The organism is Halobiforma nitratireducens JCM 10879, from assembly GCF_000337895.1.
Taxonomy (GTDB): Archaea; Halobacteriota; Halobacteria; order Halobacteriales; family Natrialbaceae; genus Natronobacterium; species Natronobacterium nitratireducens.
Genome location: NZ_AOMA01000126.1, coordinates 1 through 26,840, shown reverse-complemented (window position 1 = coordinate 26,840; position 26,840 = coordinate 1). Strand labels below are relative to the sequence as shown.

At 65.1% G+C, this 26,840-nt stretch carries 22 protein-coding genes; 11 read left to right on the top strand and 11 right to left on the bottom strand.

Annotation, left to right across the window (positions count from 1 at the left end):
• The 3 genes from C446_RS12750 to C446_RS12740 form a co-directional block, all read left to right on the top strand.
• Positions 1 to 537: Gfo/Idh/MocA family protein (locus C446_RS12750; RefSeq protein ID WP_006673525.1), on the top strand; the 537-nt coding region annotated here is incomplete at its 5' end.
• Positions 534 to 2,024 (top strand): nucleotide sugar dehydrogenase, encoded by a 1,491-nt coding sequence (locus C446_RS12745; RefSeq protein ID WP_006673524.1) that lies wholly within the window; start codon positions 534 to 536, stop codon positions 2,022 to 2,024. The genes C446_RS12750 and C446_RS12745, both read left to right, overlap by 4 nt.
• Positions 2,011 to 3,180, top strand: coding sequence for a glycosyltransferase family 2 protein (locus C446_RS12740; RefSeq protein WP_006673523.1), 1,170 nt, complete (start codon positions 2,011 to 2,013; stop codon positions 3,178 to 3,180). Before C446_RS12745 ends, C446_RS12740 begins: the two co-directional genes overlap by 14 nt.
• A 101-nt stretch (positions 3,181 to 3,281) precedes the next feature.
• On the opposite strand, the gene C446_RS12735 is transcribed toward C446_RS12740, so the two are convergent.
• The 5 genes from C446_RS12735 to C446_RS12715 form a co-directional block, all read right to left on the bottom strand.
• Positions 3,282 to 4,400: a DUF354 domain-containing protein gene (locus C446_RS12735; RefSeq protein WP_006673522.1), complete on the bottom strand. Its 1,119-nt coding sequence runs from the start codon at positions 4,398 to 4,400 to the stop codon at positions 3,282 to 3,284.
• A 73-nt stretch (positions 4,401 to 4,473) separates the two neighbouring features.
• Positions 4,474 to 5,496, bottom strand: coding sequence for an NAD-dependent epimerase/dehydratase family protein (locus C446_RS12730; RefSeq protein WP_006673521.1), 1,023 nt, complete (start codon positions 5,494 to 5,496; stop codon positions 4,474 to 4,476).
• The gene (locus C446_RS12725) at positions 5,493 to 6,503 is read right to left on the bottom strand and encodes a DUF362 domain-containing protein (RefSeq protein ID WP_006673520.1); all 1,011 of its coding nucleotides are present in this window, start codon (positions 6,501 to 6,503) and stop codon (positions 5,493 to 5,495) included. The genes C446_RS12730 and C446_RS12725 overlap by 4 nt, the downstream gene beginning before the upstream one ends.
• Positions 6,500 to 7,645 carry a Gfo/Idh/MocA family protein gene (locus C446_RS12720; RefSeq protein ID WP_006673519.1) on the bottom strand — a complete coding sequence of 382 codons (1,146 nt, stop codon included), beginning with the start codon at positions 7,643 to 7,645 and terminating at the stop codon, positions 6,500 to 6,502. Before C446_RS12720 ends, C446_RS12725 begins: the two co-directional genes overlap by 4 nt.
• 154 nt (positions 7,646 to 7,799) lie before the next feature.
• Positions 7,800 to 8,771: a polysaccharide deacetylase family protein gene (locus C446_RS12715; protein WP_006673518.1), complete on the bottom strand. Its 972-nt coding sequence runs from the start codon at positions 8,769 to 8,771 to the stop codon at positions 7,800 to 7,802.
• Positions 8,772 to 8,831: 60 nt separating this feature from the next.
• Here C446_RS12715 and C446_RS20290 point away from each other — a divergent pair, with 60 nt between their 5' ends.
• From C446_RS20290 to C446_RS20055, 3 genes are all read left to right on the top strand, one after another.
• Entirely contained in the window at positions 8,832 to 8,954 is a 123-nt protein-coding gene (locus C446_RS20290) for a hypothetical protein (RefSeq protein WP_275039914.1), read from the top strand.
• Positions 8,955 to 9,133: 179 nt separating this feature from the next.
• Complete coding sequence (locus C446_RS12710; RefSeq protein ID WP_006673517.1) at positions 9,134 to 10,726, top strand: alkaline phosphatase family protein; 1,593 nt, start codon at positions 9,134 to 9,136, stop codon at positions 10,724 to 10,726.
• A gap of 177 nt (positions 10,727 to 10,903) precedes the next feature.
• Positions 10,904 to 11,386: a hypothetical protein gene (locus tag C446_RS20055; RefSeq protein WP_006673516.1), complete on the top strand. Its 483-nt coding sequence runs from the start codon at positions 10,904 to 10,906 to the stop codon at positions 11,384 to 11,386.
• Here the strand turns inward: C446_RS20055 and C446_RS12700 are convergent, their stop codons facing one another.
• Complete coding sequence (locus tag C446_RS12700; protein ID WP_006673515.1) at positions 11,387 to 12,694, bottom strand: hypothetical protein; 1,308 nt, start codon at positions 12,692 to 12,694, stop codon at positions 11,387 to 11,389. It abuts the gene before it with no gap.
• Positions 12,695 to 13,020: 326 nt separating this feature from the next.
• Here C446_RS12700 and C446_RS12695 point away from each other — a divergent pair, with 326 nt between their 5' ends.
• The 3 genes from C446_RS12695 (at position 13,021) to C446_RS12680 (ending at position 18,907) form a co-directional block, all read left to right on the top strand.
• Positions 13,021 to 14,814, top strand: coding sequence for a hypothetical protein (locus C446_RS12695; protein WP_006673514.1), 1,794 nt, complete (start codon positions 13,021 to 13,023; stop codon positions 14,812 to 14,814).
• A gap of 624 nt (positions 14,815 to 15,438) precedes the next feature.
• Positions 15,439 to 16,389, top strand: coding sequence for a hypothetical protein (locus tag C446_RS12685; protein WP_006673512.1), 951 nt, complete (start codon positions 15,439 to 15,441; stop codon positions 16,387 to 16,389).
• Between the two features lie 700 nt (positions 16,390 to 17,089).
• The gene (locus tag C446_RS12680) at positions 17,090 to 18,907 is read left to right on the top strand and encodes a hypothetical protein (protein WP_006673511.1); all 1,818 of its coding nucleotides are present in this window, start codon (positions 17,090 to 17,092) and stop codon (positions 18,905 to 18,907) included.
• Between the two features lie 527 nt (positions 18,908 to 19,434).
• On the opposite strand, the gene C446_RS12670 is transcribed toward C446_RS12680, so the two are convergent.
• A complete protein-coding gene (locus C446_RS12670) occupies positions 19,435 to 20,034 on the bottom strand; it encodes a DUF7344 domain-containing protein (protein WP_049920216.1) in 600 nt (199 codons plus the stop codon).
• 744 nt (positions 20,035 to 20,778) lie between these two features.
• Here C446_RS12670 and C446_RS12665 point away from each other — a divergent pair.
• Positions 20,779 to 21,756, top strand: coding sequence for a transcription initiation factor IIB (locus tag C446_RS12665; RefSeq protein ID WP_006673509.1), 978 nt, complete (start codon positions 20,779 to 20,781; stop codon positions 21,754 to 21,756).
• A gap of 18 nt (positions 21,757 to 21,774) precedes the next feature.
• Here the strand turns inward: C446_RS12665 and C446_RS19355 are convergent, their stop codons facing one another.
• Together C446_RS19355 and C446_RS12660 are read right to left on the bottom strand one after the other, a co-directional pair.
• Complete coding sequence (locus C446_RS19355) at positions 21,775 to 21,951, bottom strand: hypothetical protein (protein WP_006673508.1); 177 nt, start codon at positions 21,949 to 21,951, stop codon at positions 21,775 to 21,777.
• 66 nt (positions 21,952 to 22,017) lie between these two features.
• Positions 22,018 to 23,268: a CaiB/BaiF CoA transferase family protein gene (locus C446_RS12660; protein WP_006673507.1), complete on the bottom strand. Its 1,251-nt coding sequence runs from the start codon at positions 23,266 to 23,268 to the stop codon at positions 22,018 to 22,020.
• Positions 23,269 to 23,763: 495 nt separating this feature from the next.
• Here C446_RS12660 and C446_RS12655 point away from each other — a divergent pair, with 495 nt between their 5' ends.
• Positions 23,764 to 24,228: a TRAM domain-containing protein gene (locus C446_RS12655; RefSeq protein WP_006673506.1), complete on the top strand. Its 465-nt coding sequence runs from the start codon at positions 23,764 to 23,766 to the stop codon at positions 24,226 to 24,228.
• A 171-nt stretch (positions 24,229 to 24,399) separates the two neighbouring features.
• Here C446_RS12655 and C446_RS12650 read toward each other — a convergent pair whose 3' ends face one another.
• Positions 24,400 to 25,137, bottom strand: coding sequence for a DUF429 domain-containing protein (locus tag C446_RS12650; protein WP_006673505.1), 738 nt, complete (start codon positions 25,135 to 25,137; stop codon positions 24,400 to 24,402).
• Between the two features lie 148 nt (positions 25,138 to 25,285).
• On the bottom strand, positions 25,286 to 26,539 hold the full coding sequence (locus tag C446_RS12645; RefSeq protein ID WP_006673504.1) for an FAD-dependent oxidoreductase: 1,254 nt from the start codon (positions 26,537 to 26,539) through the stop codon (positions 25,286 to 25,288).
• Positions 26,540 to 26,840: the final 301 nt, after the last annotated feature.

Genomic DNA, 26,840 nt, shown 5'->3' with positions numbered 1-26,840 from the left:
CCGCCGATCGATCGCACTGCGCCCGGTAACGTCGTCTTCGACCTGATGGTCCACGATGTCGATATCGTCGGTTCGCTGCTGGATGGGTCACCGGATTCGGTCGCGGCCATGGGGACGGGTGACGGCCGGTACGCGACTGCGACGATGGAGTACGACGACGTCGTCGCGTCCCTGACGGCGAGTCGCGTCACCCAGAAGAAAGTACGGAAGCTCTCGGTCACTGCACGGGAGTGTTTCGTCGAAGTGGACTTCCTCGAGCAGTCCGTGCTGATCCATCGCGACTCCTATCCCGAGTACGTCAACGACGAGGGACAGAACCGCTACCGTCACGAGAGCGTCGTCGAACGACCACGAATCGACAACGGCGAGCCGCTGCGACACGAACTCGAGTCGTTCGTCGAGTCCGTTCGGACGGGGACCGAACCTGACGTGACACCCGAGGACGGAATCGACGCTCTCGAGACGGTGTTGACGATCGACTCGCTGGTCGACGGGGGCCGAACACGGGAGCAGGAACCGGAGGTGGAAATCCGATGAGCGGTGCGTCGGACCCCATCTCGCTCTACGACTCGTCGCACTCCGCGGACCGACAGCGCGACCGCCTGCTCGAGGGCGACGTGCCGACTGCGATCTATGGCCTCGGGAAGATGGGGCTGCCGCTTGCAGCCGTCTACGCCGAGGTGACGGGCAATGCGACCGGCGTCGACGTCGATCCCGGCGTGGTCGAGACCGTCAACGCCGGCGAGAGCCACGTCGTCGGTGAGCCCGGCCTGGACGACCTCGTCGCCGATCAGGTCGAACGGGACCGACTCGAGGCGACCACGGACGGCCCGGCGGCGGCCGAACGAGCCCGGGTCCACGTGATCATCGTCCCGACGCTGCTCGACGACGAGAACGAGCCGAACCTCTCGACCGTCGAATCCGTCGCCGACGACATCGCTGCAGGGCTCTCGCCGGGTGACCTGGTGATCGCCGAGTCGACGCTGCCGCCGGGCACCTGCCGCGACGTACTCGAGCCCCACCTGGCCGCCGAGAGCGGTCTCGCATCCGACGAGTTCGGGCTCGCGTTCTGTCCGGAACGCACCTCGTCGGGGACGGCGTTACGTGACATCCGCGGCGAGTATCCGAAGGTCGTCGGCGGGATCGACGACGAGAGCACCCGGGCCGCGAGCCTGCTCTACGACGAGATCACGGACAACGAGGTCCACCCCGTCTCCGACGCGACCACCGCGGAGGCCGTCAAGGTTTTCGAGGGCGTCTACCGCGATGTCAACATCGCGCTGGCGAACGAACTCGGTCGGCTCGCGGACGGCCTCGAGATTTCCGTTCGCGAGGCGATCGGGACGGCCAACGACCTGCCGATGTGTCAGCTGCACGATCCCGGCCCGGGCGTCGGCGGTCACTGCATTCCGTACTACCCGCACTTCCTGCTGTCACAGGCCCAGGAGCCGATGAACGTGGTTCGAACCGCCCGAGAGCGCAACGACGCGATGCCGACCGTCGTCGTCGACCGCCTCGAGCGCGAACTCGCGGCCGAGGGGATCGACCTGGCGGACGCCTCTGTCGTCGTCCTCGGGCTCACCTATCGGCCGGGTGTCGAGGAAACCCGTGCGTCGCCCGCGCTCGACGTAATCGACGAACTGCACGACAGACGCGCGGACGTGGCAGGCGTCGACCCCCTGGTCGATCCGGCCGACTACTGTGCTCGTCCCGTCGGGATCGACGACCTCGAGTCGGAATCGTTCGACGCCGCGGTCGTCGTCACCCCTCACGAGGCGTTCGACCGTATCGAGTGGACGGACCTCGAGCCGATGGTGGTCGTCGACGGCAGGGACGCCCTCGACCTCTCCGAGACCTCACACCGCGAGTACACGCTGGCGGGATCGGCGTCGGGTCGTCCCCCGCGGCCGGGCTCCGGAACGGGAACCGACGGCGACGATCGACGCGAGAGACGGGCCCCGAGCGCCGAGCCGACCGAAGTCGAAGCCAGCAGAACCGACGGAGGAAACGATGTACAAGGGTAACTCCATCGCGGTCGTGGTCACGGCCTACGAGGAAGCGTCGTTCGTCGGACGGGTGATCAAGACGGTGCCGGAGTTCGTCGATCGGATTTACGCGGTCGACGACGCCTCCCCCGACGACAGTTGGGAGGTGATCACCCGTGTCGCCGACCGGATCAACGAGTCGACCGAACCGGAATCCGAACTGGCGATCGCCGACGGCGGCGACGCGCGACGCGTCGTCCCCATCCGTCACGACGAGAACCGCGGCTACGGTGCGGCCGTCAAGACCGGCTACCGCCGCGCCGCGGCTGACGGCATAGACGTCGTCGCGGTGATGAACGGGGACGGCCAGATGGACCCCGATGTCTTAGACCGGATCGTCGACCCCGTCGTCTCCGGCGAGGCCGACTACGCAAAGGGGAACCGCCTGCTGTCTCCCGAGGACCGCGAGGGGATGTCGACGTTTCGCTTCGTCGGCAACGCCATGCTCACCGGCCTCTCGAAGTTCGCCTCGGGCTACTGGACGATCGGCGACCCACAGAACGGCTACACCGCCATCTCGAGGGAGGCGATCGAGGAACTCGACCTCGAGGCGATCACGGACCAGTACGGCTTCCTCAATCACGTACTCACGCATCTGAACGTCGCGGGCTTTCGCGTCGCGGACGTTGCCATGTCGGCGGTCTACGGCGAGGAGGAGAGCAGCATTCGGTACGTTCCGTTCGTCCGGTTCGTCTCCCTCCTCTTGTTGCGGAGCTTTCTGTGGCGGCTCAAGCGCCGATACGTCGTCGAAGGGTTCCATCCGGCGGTAGTCTTCTACGGCGCTGGCACGGCCGGGATAGCGGGCGGTTCGGCGGGACTGGCGGGCTCGCTCCGTCGGCGCGTCCAGGGTGAGGACGCGTTCGCCGGGACCGTCGCCTCGTTCGCCACGCTGTTGCTCGGGGTCGTCTCGCTCGGCGGTGCGATCCGGATGGATGCCGAGGAGAGTGCGGACCTCGAGGTGACCCGCTACGAGTACGAGTCGGTGGAGTCGGAGTCAGAGTCGGAGTCAGAGCCGGAGCCGGAATCGATAGCGGACACCCCGTCCGCGTCGGCACCTGCAATGGAGTCCAGCCGTGACTCCGCACCCGAGCCGTCGGCGACGGACGGAACCGAGCCGAACCGGCCCCTCGACTGAGACGGAGTGCTGTCACGATTTACCGGCGGGACCGCAGGAGGAGACCGGTCGCGCCGAAAGTAACTTACAGCGTTCCGTATGCGTCCGCGTTCGCCGCGCAATCACCCCGACGTGTCGGGTGACCGCGTCGCCGACGCGGGACGCAACGCCGCCCGCGAAGACCGATCTAGCGCCTCGAGATCGCCGCTGGCTTCCGCCACTTCCACCAGGAGCTCGGTCAGGTTCACGAGATCGCCGACGTACGTCCGTCGGCGGCGCTGCCAGCGTTCGTCGGCACTATCGTCGGCCAGCAACTCGAGCGCACGGTCCCGGACGGCCTCGTAGGAGTCGAACTGCTCGGCGAGACCGACCCGCTCGAGTTCCCGGAACTCGCCGTACTCGTGGTCGTCGGTGCCCCGGTAGCGCAGCGCCGGCGTTCCGAGCAGTCCCGCTTCGGTGACCATGGTTCCGGTGTCGGCGAGCAACAGCGACGCCTCTGCCATTGCGTCGTGGATCAGCGCCGGGTGGAGGTCGTACGGGCGCGCCGGCAGCTCCCGGAGGTCCATCTCGTTGCCTTCGTCGGAGACGAAGACGGTCACGCGATCGCTCAGTCGCTCGATCAGGTCCCGTCGCTGGCGGCCCGTAAACCCCTCGAGGCCGGCGTCGTGAAGCGCGTCGAGGGCGTTGAACCGGACCAGGGCGTACGGCTCGTCCGGATCGACCCCGAGATACTCGCGGACAGCGCCATCGACATCGAAGACCGCGGGATGGAGGTACGCACACTCCTTGAAGCCGTCGAAGGTGTAGTGGTCCGCTCCCAGCTCGCGTCGCGTTACGCGTGGCGAGAGGATACAGTCGGCGAACGGCCGCGACGCGGTGTGGTTGAACTCTCCCGGTTCGTCGTCGAGCACGAGGACCGTCGGTGCCCTGGAGACCGTTCCCGCCAGGGCCGCGTACGGTCCGCGTCCGAAGACGACGTCGGGACGGAACCGAACCGTCTCACGGACGATCGTCCCGAGTTGCCCACCGAGTTCGCGGCCGATCGCCAGCTTCGAGGTCGCAGCTACGTCGTGCTCGCCGTAGGGACGGTAGGGAAGGCCGAAGAACTCGAGTAACTCCGTCGTACAGGCGTACTCGCGTGTCAGCACGAGCACGTCGTGACCCGCCTCCTCGAGCCGATCGACGGCGTGTCGATACAGGTGGACGTGCGCCGGCGTGTTCGCGAAGATCAGAATCCGCATCGCCTTCGTAGAGGGGCGCTCCGGGCTTTGTAATCGGAACCGTACACTCGGTCCGTGAGGCTGTCAGGAGGGGTTACCCTCTGACCTCCTTGCGGTACCACTCGATCGTCTCCGGGAGGTGTGTCTCGAGCGGCCGGTACTCGTAGCCGAGGTCCCTGTTTGCCTTTCGAGAGGTGTAGAACAGCCGGCTGGTCGCCAGGCGGGCCATCCCCCGACTGAACGGGAAGACGTGGCGGTTCGTGACCGCGCCGACCGTCTCCGCAACGGGACCGGCCGCACGGACCGCGGTCGCCGGAACACGGACCCGCGAGCGAACTGCCGTGCCGTCGGCGTGGTCGGCGATCCGGTCGACCGCCGCCTCGTAGGTGAGGTTCTCGCCGCCGAGGATGTAGTGGTCGCCGGACCTGCCGTTCTCGTAAGCCAGCAGTAGTCCGTCGACGACGTCGTCGACGCCGACGATGCTCAGCCCGCCGGGGAGGTGAGCCGGCATCGTTGGCTCGAGGGCCATCGCGAGCAACTGTGGCGTAAAGGACTCGTCGCCGGGACCGAACACGGACGTCGGGTGGACCGTCACGGCGTCGCCACCACCGGTCCGCGCGTAGCGATCGAGCAACCGCTCGGCGGCGGCTTTCCCTTCCTGGTAGGCACCGATCGGCTCCGCGATATCGGTTTCGTCGGCGAACTCGTCGCCGTCTCGCGGCCGTCGCGTCCCGGCCGTGCTGGTGAACACGAGACGACCCGTGTCGCCGTCACAGGCTCGACAGGCCTCGAGGACGTTGGCGGTTCCGTCGCGGTTGACCCGTCGGACGGTGTCGGGATCGGCACTCCACAGCCCGACACCCGCGAGGTGGAAAACGGCGTCCGCGCCGTCGACAAGCGAGCGAAGCGTCGGTCCGTCGAAGAGGTCGCCCACGTACCACTCGACACTCGAGCCGGCGAGCCGCCCCCGGTCGGAGCTCGGTCGACACAGCGCGTGTACGTCCCACCCCTCCGCGAGTAACCGCTCACAGAGGTGGGTGCCGAGGAAGCCGGTCGCGCCGGTGACGGCCGCGGTCTTTCCTGTATCGCTCGTCGGCTCCGCGTTGGCTCCCGTCATCGTCTCGCCTCGAGCTGTGGCGGCACGGCGTCGCCCCCGACCGCGGCGTAGAGCCGATAGGCCACCGAGACCGCGGGATGGGTCTCGTCCGAGGGCGGCAACTCGCCGTCTGGCGTCCGTTCACGAAGCGTCTCGAGGGTCGGTGGGTCCCCGACGGGTTCGACGTCGATCGAGAGCTCGCGCCCCTCGAACGCGGCCGAGAGTGCCCGATCCTCGGCGAGATCGCGCTCGAGCAGGCTCGCACCGAGGGCGTCGACGGCGGCCGGCGGGCCCGAGAGGAGCACGTCGGAGGCCCGCGTTCGACCACCGTAGGCCGTCGCGGCGTCCAGTACCGAGAACGCCGGCTCGACCGCCTGTACTGCGCCGACGATCGTCGTCGGCTCCTCGGTGGCAGCAGCTCCGACACCCGACGCGCCGTCGCCGACGAGTCTCGCGAGGGTTCGCATCCCTCCGGCGACGTGGCCGCTCTCGGTCGGTCGTAACGTCGGTACCACGACGACGGCGTCGTCCGCGAGTCGCTGGGGGACCCGAAGCTCGGTCGACCGGTCACCGACCGCCACCGGCTCGAGGACACGGCGGTCTTCCGCGAGATCGACGAGGTCCGCGTCGACGCCGGCCCGCTCGAGGGCGTCGGGATACCCGAGGTACTCGGTGGTCCGGTCGAATGGCAGGTACTCGTCGCTCGCTCCCGCGACGGCGAGTTCGACCCCTGGACGGTCCCGTCGCAGGACCGCGGTGACGGCGGCGACGACCGCCGGATCGGTCACCATGCCGGTCGACGGATGAAACGGATAGTGGGTGTCGGGGACGACGACCACCCGTTCGGCGTCGACGGGGAGCGTCGGCCCGTTCGCGAGCAAGGCGGCGACGGCGGGCTCGAGGCGGGCGAGCCGCTGTTCGACATCGGGAGTCCAGCCGGCTGGAGAGTCGCTGGCTCCCGTCCCCGTCGCGGATTCACGACCGTCCTCGATCGTCGTCAACCGAACCGGTCCGTCACCGCTCGTCATACGCTCACCTCCGGTTCCGTCTCCGTATCGTCGTCACGCTCGTCGCCCTCCTCGGCGTCTGCGAGGTCGTCTCCTGTCGCGGCCAGTTCGTACGCCCGTTCGGCGAGTTCGAGCGTCCGCTTCCCGTCCTCGCCGTCGATCGGTGGCGACTCGCCTGAACGGACGGCCTCACAGAAGTCCTCGAGCGCGCGGTAGTGGGCCTGCAGATAGAACGTCGGCCCGAACACCGTCGGCTCGGCGTCGGTGACGCGGCTCGCGACGTTCGTCAGTGCTTCGTTCGCCGCGTCCGCGTAGAAGTTCCCCGGCAGGTGATCCTGGTTGCTGATCGTCCCGGTCACGCCCTCGAGCCGGAGCCGCGTGTTCACCTCCGGCAGTTCCTCCCACTGGTAGGAGCCACAGTGCAGCGTGATTGTCGTTCCCGTTTCGGGTGCCCGCAACAGCACCGTCGCCGCGTCCTCGACCGGGAACTCGAGCGTGGCATCTGTCGCTGCACTCCGTACCTCGAGTTCGCCGAACAGGTGCTCGAGGGCGTCGAAACAGTGAATCCCGAGCTCGAGCAGGGAGCCGCCGCCGGCCGCGTCGGGATCGAGCGGCCACGAAGGTGGCGCGGTCTCGATCGGCGGACGGCCGAGCGGGCCGTCGTTGAGTCGGGTCATCGTCGCGTACGGAACGTGTCCGACCGTGCCATCCGCGTACTCCTCCGCCACACCGGCGATATCGGGCTGATAGCGCAGCGTGTGGTCGACACCGACGGCGATCCCCGCATCGGCAGCGGTCTCGAGCAGCCGTTCGGCCTCTGCACCCGATCGGGCGAGCGGTTTCTCGACGAAGACGTCGACCCCGGCCTCGGCGGCCCGTTCGACCGCCTCGAGGTGGAGCACGGGCGGGAGCGCGACGACAGCGGCGTCGAGGTCTTCCGACCCGAGCAACGTCGCGTAGTCGTCGTACGTCCGGGGCGTGCCGGCCCGTTCGGCACGCTCCCTGTTTTCGGGGACGGCGTCGGCGGCGGCGACGACCTCGACGCCGTCCATCGCCCGCGCCGACTTCAGGTGGACCATGCCGATGTTGCCGACTCCGAGCACGCCGAGTTCGAGCGCACTCGAGTCGGTCCGCCGGCTGAACGGTAGCGGTGACGAAAGCATCTGACAGAGAGGGTATCGTGGGCAGGCTTTGTTATCGGCGTCGTACAGACTCGAGGGGGTGAGTAGCCGTTCCCGTGGAGTGTTCGATCGGTCGGACTACGTTCGTAGGGTCGCTCAACGGGAGCGTTTCGGCGGGCCGGCGAGAAAGAACCAGTCAGTCGTCGCCAGCCGTTCCCGTCCCGCCGTCGGCCGCGACCGTCCCGCCGTCGACGCCGCGTGGCACCTCGAGTCGACCGGCGATTTCCCCCATCGTCTCGACAGTAAGGTCGGTCTCGGCGCGGCGACGATCGAGATAGGAGAGGATCGCCCGCATGCGGCGATCGTCCCGTTTCCTGGTCAGGTTGTTGGGGTGAAGCCACATATGAAAGCAGCCACCGTTCCGGACCGCCTGGTCGATTCCACGACGGGCCTGGACGACCATCGGGTCCTCCCAGATCGACTCCGCGACGGTTCGAACCGGCCCCTCGAACCCGAACAGGAACAGCGACGCCGGCACGTTGACCAGCCCGTACTCGTCGACGGTCGGCTCGACGACCATCGATCGCGACCGGACCGTCGAGTCGAACAGACCGCGAACCCCGTCGTACGTCGGCGAACGACCCCTGTACGTGGTGACCCCACACTCCGCGAGCACGTCCCGGTGTCCGACCGCGTTTCGCGGATAGATGAACGTCTCTATCGACTCCCCCCAGTCCGCGGCGATCTCGAGGCTGCGCTCGAGTTCCGCGCGGGCCAGCCTCCGGTCGGTCTCCGGCCGATCGAAGAGCACGTGGGAAAACGAGTGGCTCGCGAGTTCGTGGTCGACGGGCGACTCGAGGAGTTCGGTCACGAGTTCGGGTCCGAACCGCAAATCCTCGCGATCGGCCCACTCGCCTCGCTCCCGGGCGAACCAGCCGGGAGGTGCCGGGTGCTCGGCGTGGACGCCGTCGCAGGACTCGAGCATGAGGTGTCCGACGACCGCCCAGGTCGCCGGCACGTCGTACTCCGTACACAACTCGAGCATGCGATGCCAGCCGCGACGGCCGGACTCGACGCGATCGACGGGCGGCCGATCGAGGTCGTGAAAGCCCCAGCCGAGCTCGGCGTCGAGCGAGAGAACGACGCTACCCGCAGTCACGAGACCCACCACCGGAAAGCATACTCGGAGGAGAGTGGATCGAGCGGTTTTGTTATTGATCGCCTTTCGATGGCAAGGACGGCTCGTTCGCCCGCGGGTGCCCCGCTGGACCCGCTCGAGGCGGGCGTCGCGGCCCACGCGGCGGTTCGTCACGATCCGTCGGTATCGTCGGACGGGTTGGCCGACCGATAGCTCCGCACTCGGGGACTGTCGGCCGAGCCGACGGTAACCGCGGCGAACAGTCCGTCCATCCAGTGGCCGCCGGAGTAGGACGATCGAACGGCGATCGGCTGGTCGGACGAGCGGACTGAACGGTCTCTATAACAAAGCGTCCATCGAGGTACGTCCACGACAGCAGGTTTCTCGCAATTATGAGCGGATCTTCCCACACGTCGAAGCGAGCGTTCGTCCTCGGTCTCGACGGCGTACCGTGGCGATTGATCGAGCAGTGGAGCGACGAGGGCGAACTGCCCAACTTCGCGAGGCTGCGCTCGGAGGGGGCCTCGGGCCCACTCGAGAGCACCAGCCCACCGACGACGCCGCTTGCCTGGCCATCGATCGCGACGGGTGTCTGGCCCGACAAGCACGGGATATACGGGTTCCAGAACCTCTCACCCGAATACTCTCACGAGATGTATACGAGCCGTGACGTGCGACAGCCACCCCTGTGGGAGCAAGTCTCGCCGGCCCACGTCGGGAACGTTCCGATGACCTTCCCCGCCAGGGAGATCGACGGGACGATGGTGACCGGCATGATGACTCCCTCGACCGACCAGGAGTTTACGCACCCACCAGACCTCGAAGACGAGATCGAGGGGCGGATTCCCGACTACGAGATCAGCCTCGACTACCCGGAGTATGCCGATCGACTCGACGACTTCGAGGTCGCCGTCGAGGAGATGCTCGAGAACCGACGGCAGCTGATGAGCCTCCAGATGGAACGGGCCGGCGACGACTGGCGACTGTTCTTTTTCGTCTACACCGCGCCCGACCGGTTCCAGCACCTCATCTGGGATATGGACCGGCTGCTCGAGCACTATCGATCCCTCGACGACGTTCTCGGCGAAGTGATGGCCTACACCGACCGTCACGACGCCGACCTCTACGTCGTCTCGGACCACGGGTTCGGGCCGATCCACGAGCTGATTTACGTGAACCACGTCCTCGAGCGGGAGGGATACCTCTTCAGACGGGAAGACGAGGGGACCCGGGGTGCGCTCGCGAGTCTCGGCATCTCGCGGAACCGCATTCGCGAGGCCCTCCAGCGCGTCGGCATCTCCGAGGAGATGCTCGTCTCGAAGCTCCCTCGCCGGCTGTTGGATACGGTTGCCGAACAGATTCCCGGCGACCACGCGCTCTACGACGTCGACTACGAGCGGACGAGGGCGTTCGTTCACGACGCCGGCAACTGCTATATCAACGACACCGAACGGTTCGAGAAGGGGATCGTCGACCCCGACGACGTGCCCGAACTCAAGGCAGAGCTCGCCGAGGTCTTCGAGTCCGTCACGGACGCCGACGGCACGCAGTTGCTCAACGTGTACGACGGCGACGAGCTGTTCCCGACCGACGACTCGTCGCCGGACCTGATTGTCAACGGGATCGACGGCTACGAATCTCGGAACGCGATCACCGACGAACCGTTCGGTGACACCGGGACGTACGCGGCGAGCCACCGCAGCGCGGGGATCGTCCTCTGTCGTGGCCCATCGATCGAGGGGGGTGCGACGCTGCGAGGCGCTCGCGTGGTCGACGTCACACCAACGTTGCTGCACGGAATCGGCGAGCCAGTGCCGAAGAACGCCGACGGGAGGGTCCTGTTCGACGCGTTCGATTCGGAGGCGACCCCCGCGACGACGAAGGTCAGGCGATCCGACGTTTCGAGGGAGGCGACCGACAGCGAGGTCGACGAGGACTTCGACGACGTGGAGGATCGGCTGAAAGGACTCGGCTACATGGAGTGACCTGGTTCTCCGCGAGTGTTCGGTCTCTCCGGACAGTCCCATCTCTCTGTGACTCCGTACTGGTCGGTGACTGGGACTGTGACGGCCACCGTCACCACGACCTCGACCGTGGCCACGACTACAACACCTCCGTCGTGCAAGCACTGGTTCTTCCTTACTCGTCGGCGTTCGATCCGTATGGTCGACGACGATCTCGAACTCGAGCGCGATCTGGGCGAGGCGACCATCGTCTACGAGGAACCCGACGAGGGGACGGTGCGAAAGACGGTTCCGAACGAACACGTCGCCTACTTTCAGGATCACTGGATCATCAAGACCGACGAGGACGAGGAGGGACACGACATCGTCCGCCGGATTCCCTCGAAACGTGTCCACTACGTCGAACGGTCCGTCGAGCGATTCGAGGAGGAGGTCGAGACCCTGGTCGATCAGGTCCAGTCGTTCGCGTCCGATCTCCGGACCAAACTCCCGGTCGGCAGCGGGGACGAGGGAGAAGGTGAACACGACCGCGGCAGGGACGCGGAGATCGCGGACGCGGCTGACCCACTGGAGATCGACATCGACGATGGCGAGACGAAACGTGAAGACGACGGTGGGGACGGTTCCACGACCACGAGCGGAACCCGCTCGGACGATGACGACTCGCCCCCGGAGTCCTGATCATCGCGAGACTCGCTCGAGACCCGAGCGGATTGACTTCCAGGTCGGATAGGCGACGTTGTATACGCTCGCGGGCGCGTTTCGCGCCCCCGCTCTGAGCAGTCGGTGGGACAGCGGCGACTCCGCCGCCGAGACGAGTTCCTCGAGGTTGGCCGCGATCAGCCACTCGAAGAACCGTCGCTCCGCCGCCGATGTCGGCTCCGTCTCGCGAACCCGGTCCCGGATATCGGCCCACATGTAGCGTTCGTCCTCGCCGAGTTCCCACCTCCCCCGTTCCATTGCCCGCCGGAGCTCGTCGTACTCCTCGTGAGAGAACGGGTAGCCGTGAGCCGTCGGATCGAGTCCCGAGAGCCGGAGCCCGACGGCTGTTCGGTAACACTTCTCACACTCGCCGCAGTTGCCGTCCATCCGGCGGTTGCAGGTCTGTAACTCCAGGGTCGGGGCCGCCTGCTCGACGTAGTCGGCGATGACGTCGACCCGTTCCTGCCGGGTGAGGCCGTACCCGTCGTGGTGACAGCGGGTACCCGCCCACCGGACGCGGTCGTCGATCTCCGGACACGATCCCCACTCGAGGTCGACCCCGTCCCAGTGGGTCGCGGCGACGTACAGGTCCTCGACGCCGCGAGCGTACGCCATCGGGGCACAGAGTCCCAACAGGCCGAGCCCGTGACCTACGGAGCTGTACCAGGAGCCGTCGACCCGGTGTCGGTAGTGGGCCAGCAACATCGCGTGATCGAGGGCTTCGAGGGCGTTGGTCTCGAGAAACGCCGTCTCGAGCCCGCGATCGTCGGCGAACGACGAGACGCGTTCGCGGAGGTCGTTCCAGTCCCTGTCGTCGTCGGGATCGGGGGTGATCGTCCAGCCGCGGATACTCGCGAGGATCGGTTCCTCGTCGCGGTGACGGACGTACGAGCACGTGGAATCGACCCCGCCGGTAAACAGGAGGGCACTCTCGCCGCGAGTGTCGGGCTTCGGATCGATGGTCCGACGTGCGTACAGTTCACCGCCCTCGACGAAGTCGTACATCGAGTCGAGCACGTCCGCAACGTCCTCGAGCGCCCGGGCGAACGTCGCGTCGACTTCGTCGACGTAGACGTCCGCGCCGCTTGCCCACGCGACCGGACAGACGTTCGCGAGTGCGGGTATCGCCAGGACGCCGTCCGGGACGTCCGCGATCGGTCGATCGTAGGTGACCGCGAACGGCTTCCCGGTAAAGAACCGTCGGACGTCCCCTCGCGGGCGTACGTCACACTCGAGACGCCTGCCGTCGGCGGAGACGGAAAGCCCGTCGATGACGATGGCTGACATACTGTGGGATCGACTCGAGGAATCACGACCGTCACCAAAAATGATCGGTACCGTTGTGTTCGCTTCACCGCCGAAGGGATGCCGTAGCTGCGGCTGTGTGGGGATAGGCAGGTCGTACGCCGTCGATCGTCCGGCCTGGGACGCCGACCGCGATGGACGGAACCAGCAACGTGGACTCGGCGTCCGACCGGTCCCTTCCTCGAGAACCACCGTCACAGGCCCCATCGGATATGATCCGAATAACAAACTTCGGCTTCGGCGAGGGTTGAGGAAGAGATGCGTAGCGACGCAGAGCCGTCCGAACGCAGATCGACGGATCAGGTACGATGAAACGGGCACTCCTCGAAGGCACCCTCGCAGTTGGCTTTCTCGCCCTCGCCGTTGGCACACTCGTCGCCCGAGCGAATCCGGCGTCGGCCTACGAGCCGTCGGTCTACGTCGGTACCCCGGAAGCGACGTGGGTCGCGTTCGCGTTCGCGATCGCAATCGCCGCCGGCACCGCGATCGCCTGTCGCGGCCGATACCAGGGGATCGGAATCGCCCTCGGCGCGACGACGGTCGCTACCATCGTCGCGCTTCCCGTGCTCCGGAACTACCGGTTCTCGGGCATGGGAGACGCGATGACCCACATGGGCTGGACGCGAGACATCGTCGCCGGCGAACTCGACCCCCACTCGCTGTTTTACCCCGCGGTACATTCGCTAGGGGCGGCATTTCACGAGGCCGGCGGGATTCCGCTCGAGCGCGCCCTGTTGCTGACGATGGTCGTCCTCTTCGTTCCGTTCCTGATTTTCGTTCCACTGGTCGTTCGGAACGTTAGCGGGGACCCAGCGGCGGTCGGGTTCGGTGCGATCGTCTCGTGGATGGTGTTGCCCGTGAACAACGTCGCGACCCACATGGGGGTCCACACTAACTCGGTCGCGCTGTTTTTCGTTCCGGCCGTCGTCTTCGCGGTCGTCGCGTACCTCCGTCGTCGGGCAGCGATCGAACGACTCCCGTTCGGGCTCTCGCCGTTCAGCGTCCTCGTCTACGTGAGCGGTATCGCCCTCCTGTTGATCCACCCCCAGCAGATGATCAACGTCGTGGTGCTCGTCGCCGCAATCGCGGGGGTGCAGTACCTTGCCCGCGTTCGCTTCGACGAGCACCCGATGCTCGAGCATCCGACGGCGTACGCCCACGCGACCGTGCTCGGCGCGCTTTTCCTCGTCTGGTCGGTTTCGAACGCGCGGTTCAGAGACGCGGTTTCCGGTCTCGTCTACGGGCTCGTTACGGACGACATCGGTGCGGGCGCGGAGGTCGGCCAGCGCGAGGCGTCGCTCGCCGAGATCGGGGGCAGCCTCGGCGAACTGTTCGTGACGATGTTCCTCGACGCGGCGATCGTCGGTCTGCTAGTCGGTCTGTTCGTGCTGGCGCTGTGGCTCGGCTGGACCCGCACGGACGGGGAGACGGCAGCATTCGTCAACTATCTCGCCCTCGGGCTGATCCCACTGGGCGGGATCTTGCTGGTCTACTTCGTCGGTACCCCGACGATGGCGTTCCGCCAGATCGGGTTCATCTACGTGATCTTGACGATCCTGGCCGGGATCGCAGTCGCACACTTCGCCGGCGGCCTCGCCCGGTACGTCACGACACCCGGCGCGACTACCGTCGTCGCCCTGCTGCTCGCCGGTTGTCTCGTCCTCGGGCTGCTAACCGTCTTCGCGTCGGCGCTCATCTACAGCCCCGGACAACACGTCACCGACCAGAAGTTCAGCGGCTACGAGTCCGGGTTCGAGCACGCGACCGAGGACCACTCCCACGCCGGGCTCGGCTACGACCCGTTCCGCTACGACCACGCGCTGTTCGGCCTCGAGCGCGAGGCCACCCTGAGCGGCGCGACGATCGAGACCGGTGAAGTCGATCCGGCAGCGTTCGAGGAGGGCAACTACACTGGCGCGTACCACGGCACCGATTACTACCTGATCGCGACGGAGTACGATCTCACGCGCGAGATCGGCGTCTACCAGGAACTGTACTACAGCGAGGCGGCGCTTGCAGGACTCGAGACGACTCCCGAGGCCGACAAAGTGATCTCGAACGACGAGTTCCAGATGTACGCGGTAGCGGGCGAAGACGGCTGATACGGTTTACTGCCCGTCAGTTCCGGTCCAGCCTGCCGGCCCGCTCCAGGTCGTCCGGGTCGCAGTTGTCCGGAAATCGGTACCCGACCCATATCGTCCGTCTGCTGTGCCTGTCTACCCGAGCGACCGCGAGCCGGTGTCCGGTCGCTCCGGGAGTGACTGACAGTAGCCTACACGACGGCCGATCGATCCGTCGGGATGGGACGAGCGACTGCAACAGACGGTGGGTGACAACGTATCGATCGCAGTTGTCGACGGATCGGGGAACGGTTCACCGGCCATCTCGGCTCCGGTCGGACCGACCTGGTCTCGAGGGATCGGTAATCGTGTTCTGAGCCCCATTCGTGGACGATAGTCCGGCTATCCGACGGGAGCTGTCCTCGCTCGAGTCGTCAGCTCTTGTTCCGAGAATCGACTGTAGCAGCCTTCTCGCGGGAGTAATAGACTATTTACTCGGAAAATATCTGCTTGCGGGTACCGTTTTGCACCGCTCTTCGTTCGTATTTTCGTGAACGAAAACGAACGAATTGTGATCGAAACAGCACTGATACGAATTATATCTGTAAATTTAACCGATGTAACCAAGGAAAAGTTTATAGGTGTAAGTCGGAGTTACGCAAGTGTATGGCGCAGCATCCCCGTACGTCCGAGACGGACTCATCTCCGACTGCAGGCCGTAACAACGGATTAACCCGCCGTAACTACGTTCGCTCACTGGCTGCCGTCGCAACTGCCGCGACGTCGCTCGGTGCGGCCAGCACTGCGGCGGCCGACGACAGCGACGACTACGAGGTCATCGAAGCCGAAGGACAGACGATCACCCTCGAGTCCGGTGAGACCTGGGAAAACAAGTTGATCGACATGACGACCGGCGATGACATCATCATCACCGCACACGGCACCGACTGGACGATCCGGAACGTTGGTTTCAAGGGGGAAAACACGTCCGGCACCGGGTCGGCCACGTTCGGTGTCTCCGACTCCGACCCGACCGGCTCGAGTACCGTCGAGAACGTCTACCTCGGTGACGGTTCGGACAGCCGCAACGGTAGCTCGAGCGGTCACGGCCAGACCGCGTTCTGGGTCGATCCCGACCACGCCGGTCACATCGACTTCGAGAACGTCAACATCCAGGGGTTCGCGGACAACGCCATCTACGCGTCCGCGCCCGGTAACGCCGGCGGCGGAACGATCCACGTCGACAGCAGCTTCGCCGCGAACTGTTACGTCTCCCACTTCCGTCTCGCGACCGAGGGGAGCAAGGTGACGAACTCGAGTGTCTACGTCGACGATTCGGACTACCAGGGCCGTGGTATCTGGGCCTGGGCTCCCGGGACGGTCGAGGTCGAGGACTGCCAGATCGAGATGAACGGACACAACGTCGCCATCGACGCCGGCGCGAACGGCAACCCGACCGAGGTCGTCGTGACCGACACTGACTACGACGACGTCGCCGGCATCGGGGAGAACGCCGGATCGACCGTCCATCTCGAGGACGGCGTCGGCACGGACCCCGACGCGTTCGTCCCCGACGGCGTTCCGCGCAGCCCGGAAGAAGCTGCTTCCGGAAACTGACGCGACGAGCCATACCCCGCTGACGCACACGCAGCTCTCCGTGGTGGGATTGCTGCACACAGCACTCCGTGGTGGGATTGCTGTAACCGCATCTCCGTCTCGGTGGCCATCGACGAGCCGCCCCCCGCTGGTCCCCCGCTGATCGCTTTCGGCCCGGCACAGTTCGCTTCGTTTTTCGTTTTCGATCGCCGGAACTCCTCCGGACTACCGCTTGGCTTTTGCAACGATTTGCACACTGATGGCCGACCCGTCTGGCGATGGGTGTGCACTGACGTGCAGTGGCTACTATAGATACCCTGTTGCACGCTTTCGAAATTAGGGCCAAAAACCAGATGATGTTGCAGGTTTCTCTGAACAGGGTTGGCTACTAATGCCCACATCCGGGTACCAAGCATCAACTAATTTTGCACATGCAACGGGCTAATAGACCGTGACTCGCCCGGTAAAACGATCGGGACGCGACTCGAGAGGTCGCTGCCTAGCAGTAATTACTGGTTACGTTTACGAGAACAGCGTGTGGCTACCCCGCCGGTTCGGTAATACGTTATTACCGTCGTCTTGGCTCTCGGTTCCCACTCTTTGGACCGAACACGTACGTTAAAAATTCTATGAACGAACTGTATGTAAGTTATGTAAATCAGTAAATTTTATACTTAATTAAGGAGAAAGTTTATGCCGGTAGTTCCGAATTACTGGATACATGGCACGCGAACCTTCGGTACTGGACGACGAATCAGCCGGCGACGGCGAGTCGGGAGCGACCGGCGAACGAGCCGTCGACACGGCAAGCGACGACGGTAATAAAGGATTACTCGATCGACGGTCGTACGTGAAACTGGCCGGCGTGACGACGGCCGCCGCCGCGGCGACACTCCCCGGCACCGCAAGCGCCGACGAGGAGTACGAGGAGATTACCGCCCGCGGCCAGGTCATCACGATCGGCCAGGGCGAGACGTTCGAGAACAAACTGATCGATCTCACGACCGGAAACACGGTCACGCTGGTCGTCGAGGGTGGCAACTCGGTCATCCGCAACGTCGGGTTCGAGGGGCTCCACCGCGGGAGCGGCTTCATGATCTCGATCACCGCAACGAGTGGCGATGTCCTCGTCGAGAACGTCTACCTCGGTGATGGGTCGACCAAAGAAGGCGGGACCCACACCCACGGCCCCGGTGCCGTCTTCATGCACCGCAACGCCAACTGCAACGTCACGTTCCGCCACTGTAACGTTCAGGGATACCCCAACAACGGTTTCTACTGTTCCAACACCGCCTACGGCGGCTCCGCCCGCTTCGAGCACTGTTTCGGAAAGAACAACGGCGTCTCCACGTTCCGGATCGCCGGTGGCAACGACGAAATCGTCGACTGCGTCGCGTACAACGACGGTACGGACTACGGTCCCGGCTGGGGCGGCTACGTCGAGGACTCCGGGCGACCGCTGTGGGTCTGGCCCGGCGGTACAGTCTCGATCGCGGACTCCGAATTCGCCGCCGGCTCGTACCCCTATGCGGCAGTCATGCGTGGTAGTGGCTCCGCGCGAATGTCCGGGGGAGCGATTCGAGGACGGGTCCAGGGCGGCGGCCTCCGCCGTTCGGGCGTCTCGAGTTCGCCCGGCCTCGGGCTTCCGGAGGGCGTCCCGACCTCCGCCCGCGAGGCAGCGACGGGCGACGCCGACGACTCGAACCCGGATCGTGAGGAGGAAAGCAGCGGCGACGACGAGGAGGAACTCCCCCACGTGCTGCTGTTCGACGGGGACGACTCGGATGTCAGCCGTTACGAGTTCGTCGTCGACGGCGACGTAGTAGCGACGACCCACGACGGCGCGACCATCGACGAGGAAACCGAGATCGAGGACGGCACCGTCCACGGCATCGTCGCCGACTGGAAAGACGCCTTCCGGTTCGACGGCGACCTCGAGACGGTGACCGTCGACGGCCCGGCGACAGTGTTGCTCGACGGCGAAGAGATCGACCCCGACGAGTACGGGGAAGAACTGCCTCACACGCTCGAGGTCGAAGGCCAGGGCGAGCCGACGAGTTTCGAGATCACGGTCGACGGGACGATCGAGTTCGACGGCGATGAGGACCCCGACGACGAAGCGACGACGATCTCCGGATCGACGGTCCAAAGCTCCGTGACCGACGGCAGTCAGGCGTTCCGGTTTTCGGGCGCGATCACGGACGTGACGATCATCGAGGGTGACGCCGTCGTCACCGTCGACGGGGAAGAGATCGATCCCGACGAGTACGGCGACGACCAGTTACTGCCACACGCGATCCTGATCGACGGCACCGACACCGAGGAGCCGACGACCTACTCCTTCGAAGTCGAGGGACGGGTCGTGGAAGCGACGTTCTGCCAGCTCACGATCGACGACGAACGCGTCTACGAGGACGGCGTCGTCCGCGGGGTCGTCGCCGGCGGACGCCAGGCATACTGGTTCGACGGCGGTTTCGAGAGTTTCACGCTGCTCGGGGACGCGTCGGTCGACGTTCAGTACAACGCACGCGACCAATAACGGTCGCCGCTCGATACGTTTGCTCGAATTCGACCGAGTCGGCCGTCACGCAGCGCCGGCGCGGGCACAGTTGCTGTGGCTGCCGTTTCCGATGAGTATGAAAAGTGGCTCCCGCGCCTGGAACAGCAAGCTGGCACGCGAACTGCTCCGGTACTGGATGACGGTCGCCGGGAGCCGTTCGACGATACGAGCGGCATGACTAAAAGTCCTTCCTGAACGTTTCTGTCGGTGCCGGTCGTTCCTCTCTGGAGTCGCTGTCGTCTCCAACTGGCGGCGCTCGGGACGAACGACGGAACCCACGTACCGGTTGGGCTCTCTCGAGGGGATCAATACCGTCTCATCGGTCTCCACGAAGTTGCCGATGGATTCGATCCGACGCCTGACACGTAGCGTTGTGAGCGAGACCTGTGGCTCGGCGGTGAGCGCGGCAAGGAGGAGAACAAAACGGGGGTCGGGTCGGACTCGTATCGAGTTTCCCGTCGTGGCTGGCGGCGGACCAGAACCGCGAAGCGACGCGAGACTGTCCGTTACTCGATTCGATCCAGTTTTCCGCCGACGTTTCGCTCCTGGCGACGGTTAGCGGTCGCATGAGCGACGGTCAAGCAGGCGAGCGCGACGAGGATGCCACCGGCGAGCCCGACCATCGGAACTGCCGACAGGAGCGGGACGCCGAGGAACGCGCCGCCGACCAGAACCACCCCGATCGCACTGAGCGCGCCGTACCACCGGTCCCACCGATCCTGTTGATGCGATTCGGTATCCAGGTACATCATGAGGAGATCGGCGTTGTCCGACAGCGAGATCAGCCCGCGGTCCTGGTCGTATTCGACGATCCCTGCGTCGTCCATCTTCGGAAGGTGGGTCTGGTAAAGGGCGACGTAGACGCGCTTTCGCTGATCCGAACTGAGCGCGTTGACCTCCGTATCGTTCTCCCAGGCTGCGATCTGCTCGGCGAGTTCGCCGAGCGTGACGGTCTCTTCGGCCTCGAGCAGGTAAGCGAGCACTTCCCGTCGGCGTCGGTTCTTGAGGAGTTCGAAAATGACGTCCTTCGAGAGCCGCTCGTCGTCCTCCTCGTCGCCGACGGAAGAGGCGATTTCGTCGGGAAGCGACGTATCGATCGACGACATTATCGCGGCCCTCCGGCGGCCGGACTCGGGGACGGCGTCCGGCGTCGCCACCGTGTGCGGTCGAGAACGTCGCCGAGGGTTCGGCCCGACGACGACCGCTGTACGTCCAAACGGCGATTCGCAGTCACGATTGACACACCAAGTTGTACACCAACGGAGACACTCTTAAGCACGGTCACGTTTCGCACCCGCTGCAAAGCCGGTACGGACCGGCTTCGCTGTCGGCCGCTCGAGTGAGGTCGCGGCCGTCGTTTCCAGCGGTTCTCTCTTTCGGCTGCGGCGGGACGGTATCGAGCGATTTGGGTCGCGTATCCGTGACGTACAGGATCACGGCCACGGCAGGGCAGCCGACGGCGTATCGATGGCGGGCGAGTGACGGATCGGCAACGAGGCACTAGTCCAACGTTTGCCTCCAACGACATAAATTCGAGCCACGGTTCGGTAGCGAAAGCGGTATTTACGCGGTGAACCCTCGATTTACGACGCGCGTTCGACGGAACGATCGGTACGATTCATGTGTCCAATTCCCATACGAACTGACGGGCCGAAGCGACCGGCGCACTCGCTTCGCCCGGAGACGACCGATGGGACACGGCGTCGGCGCGAGACCCGAACCGAACCCGCCGAGCGGCGTCGGGTCCGTGCCGATCTTTCTCCACTCTCACGTGCCGACTGGTAAGTCGGGGTTTCCCGCGAAACCATGTTACCCCCTTACAATGCCTGCAGGATTTCACGACGATACGGATGACACAGCCCATCATCGACCACGCGAGAAGTGAAACCAGTCACCGGGGTTCGGAGGAAGAACGTGAACGGGAGACGGAGCTGTGTCCCGATTGTGAGACCGAGACGATCGTGCACGACCCCGACCGCGGCGAACGCGTCTGCGAACAGTGTGGCCTCGTCCTTACCGAAGACCCCATCGATTACGGGCCGGAGTGGCGAGCGTTCAACGCCCAGGAACACGACGAACTCTCACGCGTCGGCGCACCGCTGACCCAGTCGATGCACGACCGCGGCCTGACGACGACGATCGACTGGCGGAACAAGGACGCTAACGGCCGATCGATGTCCGCCGAGAAGCACGGACAGATCCACCGGCTGCGCGTCTGGCAGGAGCGTATCCGAACGAAGAACGCGGGCGAACGGAATCTGAAGTACGCTCTCTCGGAGATCGACCGCATGGTCAGCGCGCTCGGCGTCCCCAACCCGGTCAAGGAAACTGCAAGCGTCATCTACCGGCGTGCACTCGAGCAGGACCTCATCCGCGGACGATCGATCGAGGGCGTCGCGACCAGTGCGCTCTATACTGCCTGCCGAAAGGAAGATATTCCCCGTAGTCTAGAGGAGGTCACGGCCGTCTCACGGGTCGACCAGCGCGAAATCGGGCGCACCTACCGCTACATCGCGGACGAACTCGATATCAACCTCGAGCCGACGAACCCGCGTCAGTTCGTCCCTCGGTTCTGTTCCGAACTGGACGTCGGCAAGGACATCGAGACGAAAGCCGTCGAGATCATCGACCGAACCACCGAGCAAGGGTTACACTCCGGCAAGTCGCCGACGGGGTTCGCGGCAGCCGCGATCTACGCCGCTGGGTTGCTCTGTGACGAGACGATCCCGCAGCGAGCGGTCGCCGAAACGGCACAGACGACCGTCGTAACGGTCAGGAATAGATACCGGGAACAGCTGGAAGCGATCGACCAGACCCCGGCCACCTGATCGAACCGTCGATCCTGGCTACATAATCGATCGATCGTCCTCGGAGTAAACCTCCTCGTCGACCAGCGCGTGGAGGTTGTCGTACGGGACGAACGCGACGAGGTGATCGTTCTCGTCGAGCAGCTCGATGCCTTTCTCGCCCTGTTCGTACCGTTCGCAGTAAATCTGTCCCTCGGGGAGGATGGCACGGTACATACGCCGAACTACATCGGCCGTCCGGATAACTGTTCGCCGCAATCGCGGGCGAGAGCGCCGGCCCGTTCAGATGATGTCGTCCTCTTGTAGCGCCTCGATCTCCCGTTCCGAGTAGCCAAGCTCCCCGAGTACGTCGGCCGAATGCTCGCCCAGGTTCGGCGGGTGACGGCGAACCGTCGTGGGCGTCTCGGAGAGGTGCATCGGGCTCCCCGGCATCTCGATCGTTCCGGCGGTCGGATGGTCGACTTCCCGTTGCATCCCGCGAGCTTCGACCTGCGGGTGCGAGAAGACATCCGCCATGTCGTGGACCTTCCGTGCCGGCACGTCGTACGCTTCGAGTCGCTCGAGGAGGGGATCGATCTCGTACTCGACGAGTTCGCTCCGCAGGAGACCCTCGAGTTCGTCCCGGTTCGCGACGCGGTCGGCGTTGGTCCGGAACCGGTCGTCGTCGACGAGGTCCTCACGCTCGAGGGCACGACAGAGGTTCCGCCAGAGCTTTTCCGAGGCCGCGGCGACGACGACGTAGCTGTTACGGGTCGGGAACGCCTGGTAGGGTGCGATCGTCGGGTGTTTGCTCCCCATCCGTTCGGGCGGCTCGCCCGACGCGAAGTAGTTCGTGGCCATGTAGGACATCCAGGCAACCTGGCCGTCGAAGAGACTGACGTCGATCTTCTGGCCACCTGCGTCACGGAACTCGCGGTGGAACAGCGAGGCGAGGATCGACTGTGCGGCGTACATCCCGGCACCGATGTCGGCGATCGCAACGCCGACGCGTACCGGCTCTCGACCCTCCTCACCGGTAATACTCATCAACCCGCCTTCGGCCTGCATGATGAGGTCGTAGGCCGGCTTCTCCGCATACGGTCCCCACTCACCGTACCCTGACAGCGAGCAGTAGATCAGATCGTCGTTGACCGCTCGCAGGTCCTCGTAGCCGAGCCCCCACTCCTCGAGCGTACCGACACGGAAGTTCTCGACGAAGACATCGGCGTCCGCCACGAGTTCACGGAGTATCTCCCGCCCGTCCTCGGTTTTGAGGTTCAGCGTGACGGACCGTTTATTCCGGTTGACACTCGCGTAGTAGGCGCTTACCGCGCCGTCGTCCTCGCCGTCGGTCTCGTCCGTGCCGAATCGTGGGGGATACCACCCCCGGGTCTGATCGCCCGTTCCGGGGCGTTCGATCTTGATCACGTCAGCACCGAGATCGCCCAGTTGCATCGTACAGAACGGACCGACCAGGACCTGTGAGGCGTCGACGACGGTGATCCCCTCGAGAGGGCCGCTCGACCCGTCCGGATCGCGTGCTTCTCCGACCATGACGGGAACGTGTCCGCTGCAAGGGGTTAGATGTTGGTAGTTCGGAACCGATCGAGTGACGACAGTTCTGGGTCCCTGAGAGCCGGCCCGTCGAAAGAGAAACGGACCTCGACCGCGGGTGCGTCGGTCGAGGTCAACTCGTCGCTGTTCAGTCGGGTGCGACCGAGACAGTCGGCGAGAGAGACAGTGGGCATGGGCGTATTCGATGTGGGCGTGTTCGATGGAGCAACGACTTTCCTCCCTCGCCAACTGACCATTCAGTCAGGGCAGCCATAAGCCCACCGGTTCGGACGCTCGGGCGTCACTGAGATGACTATTCTCACTCGTGACGGTCTCGAGCGGCAGTTTCCGGCGTTTTGGGGACGAGAGTCCGTCGGCGCGTCTCTCGGTAAGTGCTGCGTCCCACCCATACTATTAAGTTAGAGTGGGATATTCAGACATGGTGGGTGGACACTCTTCACAACCGAGAGCGTCCACGAGAATGTCGTGATTGATATGACTGACGATTCATCGGATTTGATCTGTAAATTCACTGGTGAGATAGAACAGCAGAGCGGACAGTACGTCGTTCAAATCCCCGATACGGAGATCGAATACGGTACTCTCTCGGAGGGTGACGTTATTCGAGTGAGCGTCGAACGGCCGAGCGATCCCGACGACGAACGCGGGACAGCCCGGGCCGGGACCGAGACAGAGACACAGGCGCGCGACCAGGATCGGAGTGCGGATCAACAGTCGACACCCCCCGTAGCGGAAGGGGAACGGCTCACCGTCGATGTCGAGGACCGCGGCGATCAGGGAGACGGCATCGCGCGAGTCGACCGCGGGTACGTACTCATCGTTCCAGAAACCGAACCCGGCGACACCGTCGAAGTCCGGGTGACCCAAACCTTCCCGAACTACGGCTTCGCGGAACGGGTCGAAACGGAACCCAGTACCGACCAGGAAGTCCCGGCCTGACCCGTTCCAGAGCGATCGCGGCGCTTCGAGTACGACGACCGACCCGTCCTTTTCGCTCGGTTCAGTGGGAATCGGGCGTCGATGATCGGCCAGCGAGTCGCGCGTCCATCCGGGTGACACCTCGAGGACGACGGCGTTCGCGGTGTCGGTGACCCCGGAGTAACCGCTGTTCTACGGGTCGACGTAGACGATTTCCATGGGCAATCCGTTGTCATCCGTCGGCGGGTCGGTCGGGAACGTATCGAACTCGCCGCCACCGAGTTTCGCGGTGAGGGCAAGCGCCATCGCGTCTAGCAAGTCGTCACGGTTCGACTTACCGATTCGTCGTGCCCAGGGAGACACCCCGTCGACGTGTCTGGCGACGAACTCGCCGAATACCCCGCTGACAGTGTCGTCCACTCGTTCGAGACACCTGAGACGTTCTTCTTTCCCGGTCTCACTCTGTTTGGAGCCTGGTGGATCACCACCTCTGAATGCGGCGAAGCAGACCTCCGGGTGTGACTCGCGTATCACCGTCGTCGCTTCGGGATCGTCCCGGAGGAGACGGTCGACTTCCCGAATCCGTGGAACGATGCCCCACGCCTGACTCGAGAGCCCGTCACCGCGACGCTCCTCGTTCGCTTCGGCGGCCCGATCGTAGCTGTCGGCTTCCACGGCGGCGCGACAGGGGGTCCAGAAGACGCTGCTTGCTCGTGCCGATCCGAGGAACTCCTTTGCTTCTCGATCGCACCGACGCCGCCGATCCGACGGTAACCCGATCGGGATATCGACCAGTATCGACGCCGCGTCCCGGTGTTCGAACCAGACGCTGTGAATCGACGGATGCATCGTGGCCGTCCAGTCCTGGCCGTCAGTTTCGACGGCGAGCCATCCCTTCGAGGCCCAGTCGACGCCGACGTACGAACTCATCTCGTCGATACGTCGGTGTGGGATGCTCTTCGGCCTTCCGCTCGTTCATACTGCGAGGCCCACGCCGAACCCGTCGAACACCGATCGGCCCGTCGTCACACACTGCACGAACGCATCAGGACCGGCGACACGCCGTCCGTGCAACCGCTCACTCGTCGACTCTCGAGTCGGTCGGCGCGGCCGACGGGTCGACGACATCGACATCGGTCGGATTCGCGCCCCCGTACCGCTCGACGAACTCGTCGAGTCGGTCCGGATCGTCGGCACCGGGGAGGTTTCGGACGGCAGTCTCACACTCGGCGTCGATTCCCAGACGGTCACAGACGGTATCGGCGACAACTTCTGCCATCCAGCGGTACGTCGTCAGCTTTCCACCGACGACACTGACGAGCCCCGAAACGGCCTCGTCGGCGTGGTCGATCACGGCGAACCCTCGAGAGATGCCTCGCCGATCCGTTCCGGCCTCGTCAGGAGCGTACAGTGGACGGACCCCCCACCAGGTCCGGACGGTCGGTGCGTCGGCGACGGACGGGAGCATGGCCGCACACTCGCTCACCGACCGTTCGACCTCCCAGTCGGCCCGTTCGTAGTCGTCGGGGTCGTCTACGGGAACGCTCGTGGTGCCGAGAACGACCTGTCCGTCGTGGGGAACGACGATGTCACCGTCGTCCGGGTCTCGACACCGGTTCAGAACGGGGCCGAGGTCGTCGTACTCGACGGCAACCATCACGCCGCGAGAGGGGGCCATCTCCACCGTAGCGCCCGCCAGCTTCGCGAGGCGGCCGGCCCAGGCACCCGCTGCGTTGACGACGATTTCGGGTCTCACCGTCTCGTCGATGGCTCCCCCGACCTCGACCGCGTCGATCTCGCCCTCGGCGACGGTCACGTCCGTGACCGGCGCGTCGGGAGCGACGGTCGCGCCGTGGGCCTCGGCGTCGGCGGCGTTCGCGGCGACCAGTCGCGAGGGATAGACGACGCCGTCGGGAACGCGAAACCCTTCGACGACCTCGTCGGAGACGTTGGGCACCAGCTCGCGGACCTCCTCGCCGTTCAATCGTTCCGTCTCGATGCCGGCCGCTTTGCAGGCCTCGAGCTTTCGTTCGAAGTAGTCGGCGTCGTCTTCGGCGAGTCGAACGAACAGCCCGCCAGTCTCGCGAACGCACGCGCCTGCAATCTCCGTGAGAATCCGGTTCTCCCGGAGACACTCCTGGGCGCTGTCGCGGTCGGCCTCGGCGTAGCGGGCACCGCTGTGTAGCAAGCCGTGGGATCGGCCGGAGGTCCCGCTGGCGAGGCCGTCCCGATCGACGAGCATCACGGAAACGCCCCGTCGGGCCAGGTCACGGGCGACGCCGGCACCCGTCGCACCGCCGCCCGCGACGAGTACCGTCGGATCGGTGCTCACAATCCCCCTCCCGTGGACGTCGATCGCTGTCGGGGCGGCACGGCTCCACTCCGTCGATCCACTGCCTGTGAAAGAGTCACGTCCAGTCTTAGGAACTGTCACACTTGAGGCTGCCGTCGACACACTCGAGGCGGAACCGGCCCCGTCTCGAGTGGTCCAGCCGACGTGATGAGTGTTCGGCACGGATACCGGTCGGTGACTCGTCGAGTTCGTGAGGGACGACAGTCACGAAGTCGGAGCAATAGATAAATATGTTACTCAGCTTTGAACGTTAGCGTCGGCTGTTGAGTGAACGAAAAGG

Coding starts and splice junctions, on each gene's coding strand:
- C446_RS12745 (WP_006673524.1), top strand. CDS start 534: ATGAGCGGTGCGTCGGACCCCATCTCGCTCTACGACTCGTCGCACTCC.
- C446_RS12740 (WP_006673523.1), top strand. CDS start 2,011: ATGTACAAGGGTAACTCCATCGCGGTCGTGGTCACGGCCTACGAGGAA.
- C446_RS12735 (WP_006673522.1), bottom strand. CDS start 4,400: ATGCGGATTCTGATCTTCGCGAACACGCCGGCGCACGTCCACCTGTAT.
- C446_RS12730 (WP_006673521.1), bottom strand. CDS start 5,496: ATGACGGGAGCCAACGCGGAGCCGACGAGCGATACAGGAAAGACCGCG.
- C446_RS12725 (WP_006673520.1), bottom strand. CDS start 6,503: ATGACGAGCGGTGACGGACCGGTTCGGTTGACGACGATCGAGGACGGT.
- C446_RS12720 (WP_006673519.1), bottom strand. CDS start 7,645: ATGCTTTCGTCACCGCTACCGTTCAGCCGGCGGACCGACTCGAGTGCG.
- C446_RS20290 (WP_275039914.1), top strand. CDS start 8,832: ATGGCAAGGACGGCTCGTTCGCCCGCGGGTGCCCCGCTGGACCCGCTC.
- C446_RS12710 (WP_006673517.1), top strand. CDS start 9,134: ATGAGCGGATCTTCCCACACGTCGAAGCGAGCGTTCGTCCTCGGTCTC.
- C446_RS20055 (WP_006673516.1), top strand. CDS start 10,904: ATGGTCGACGACGATCTCGAACTCGAGCGCGATCTGGGCGAGGCGACC.
- C446_RS12700 (WP_006673515.1), bottom strand. CDS start 12,694: ATGTCAGCCATCGTCATCGACGGGCTTTCCGTCTCCGCCGACGGCAGG.
- C446_RS12695 (WP_006673514.1), top strand. CDS start 13,021: ATGAAACGGGCACTCCTCGAAGGCACCCTCGCAGTTGGCTTTCTCGCC.
- C446_RS12685 (WP_006673512.1), top strand. CDS start 15,439: ATGGCGCAGCATCCCCGTACGTCCGAGACGGACTCATCTCCGACTGCA.
- C446_RS12680 (WP_006673511.1), top strand. CDS start 17,090: ATGGCACGCGAACCTTCGGTACTGGACGACGAATCAGCCGGCGACGGC.
- C446_RS12670 (WP_049920216.1), bottom strand. CDS start 20,034: ATGTCGTCGATCGATACGTCGCTTCCCGACGAAATCGCCTCTTCCGTC.
- C446_RS12665 (WP_006673509.1), top strand. CDS start 20,779: ATGACACAGCCCATCATCGACCACGCGAGAAGTGAAACCAGTCACCGG.
- C446_RS19355 (WP_006673508.1), bottom strand. CDS start 21,951: ATGTACCGTGCCATCCTCCCCGAGGGACAGATTTACTGCGAACGGTAC.
- C446_RS12660 (WP_006673507.1), bottom strand. CDS start 23,268: ATGGTCGGAGAAGCACGCGATCCGGACGGGTCGAGCGGCCCTCTCGAG.
- C446_RS12655 (WP_006673506.1), top strand. CDS start 23,764: ATGACTGACGATTCATCGGATTTGATCTGTAAATTCACTGGTGAGATA.
- C446_RS12650 (WP_006673505.1), bottom strand. CDS start 25,137: ATGAGTTCGTACGTCGGCGTCGACTGGGCCTCGAAGGGATGGCTCGCC.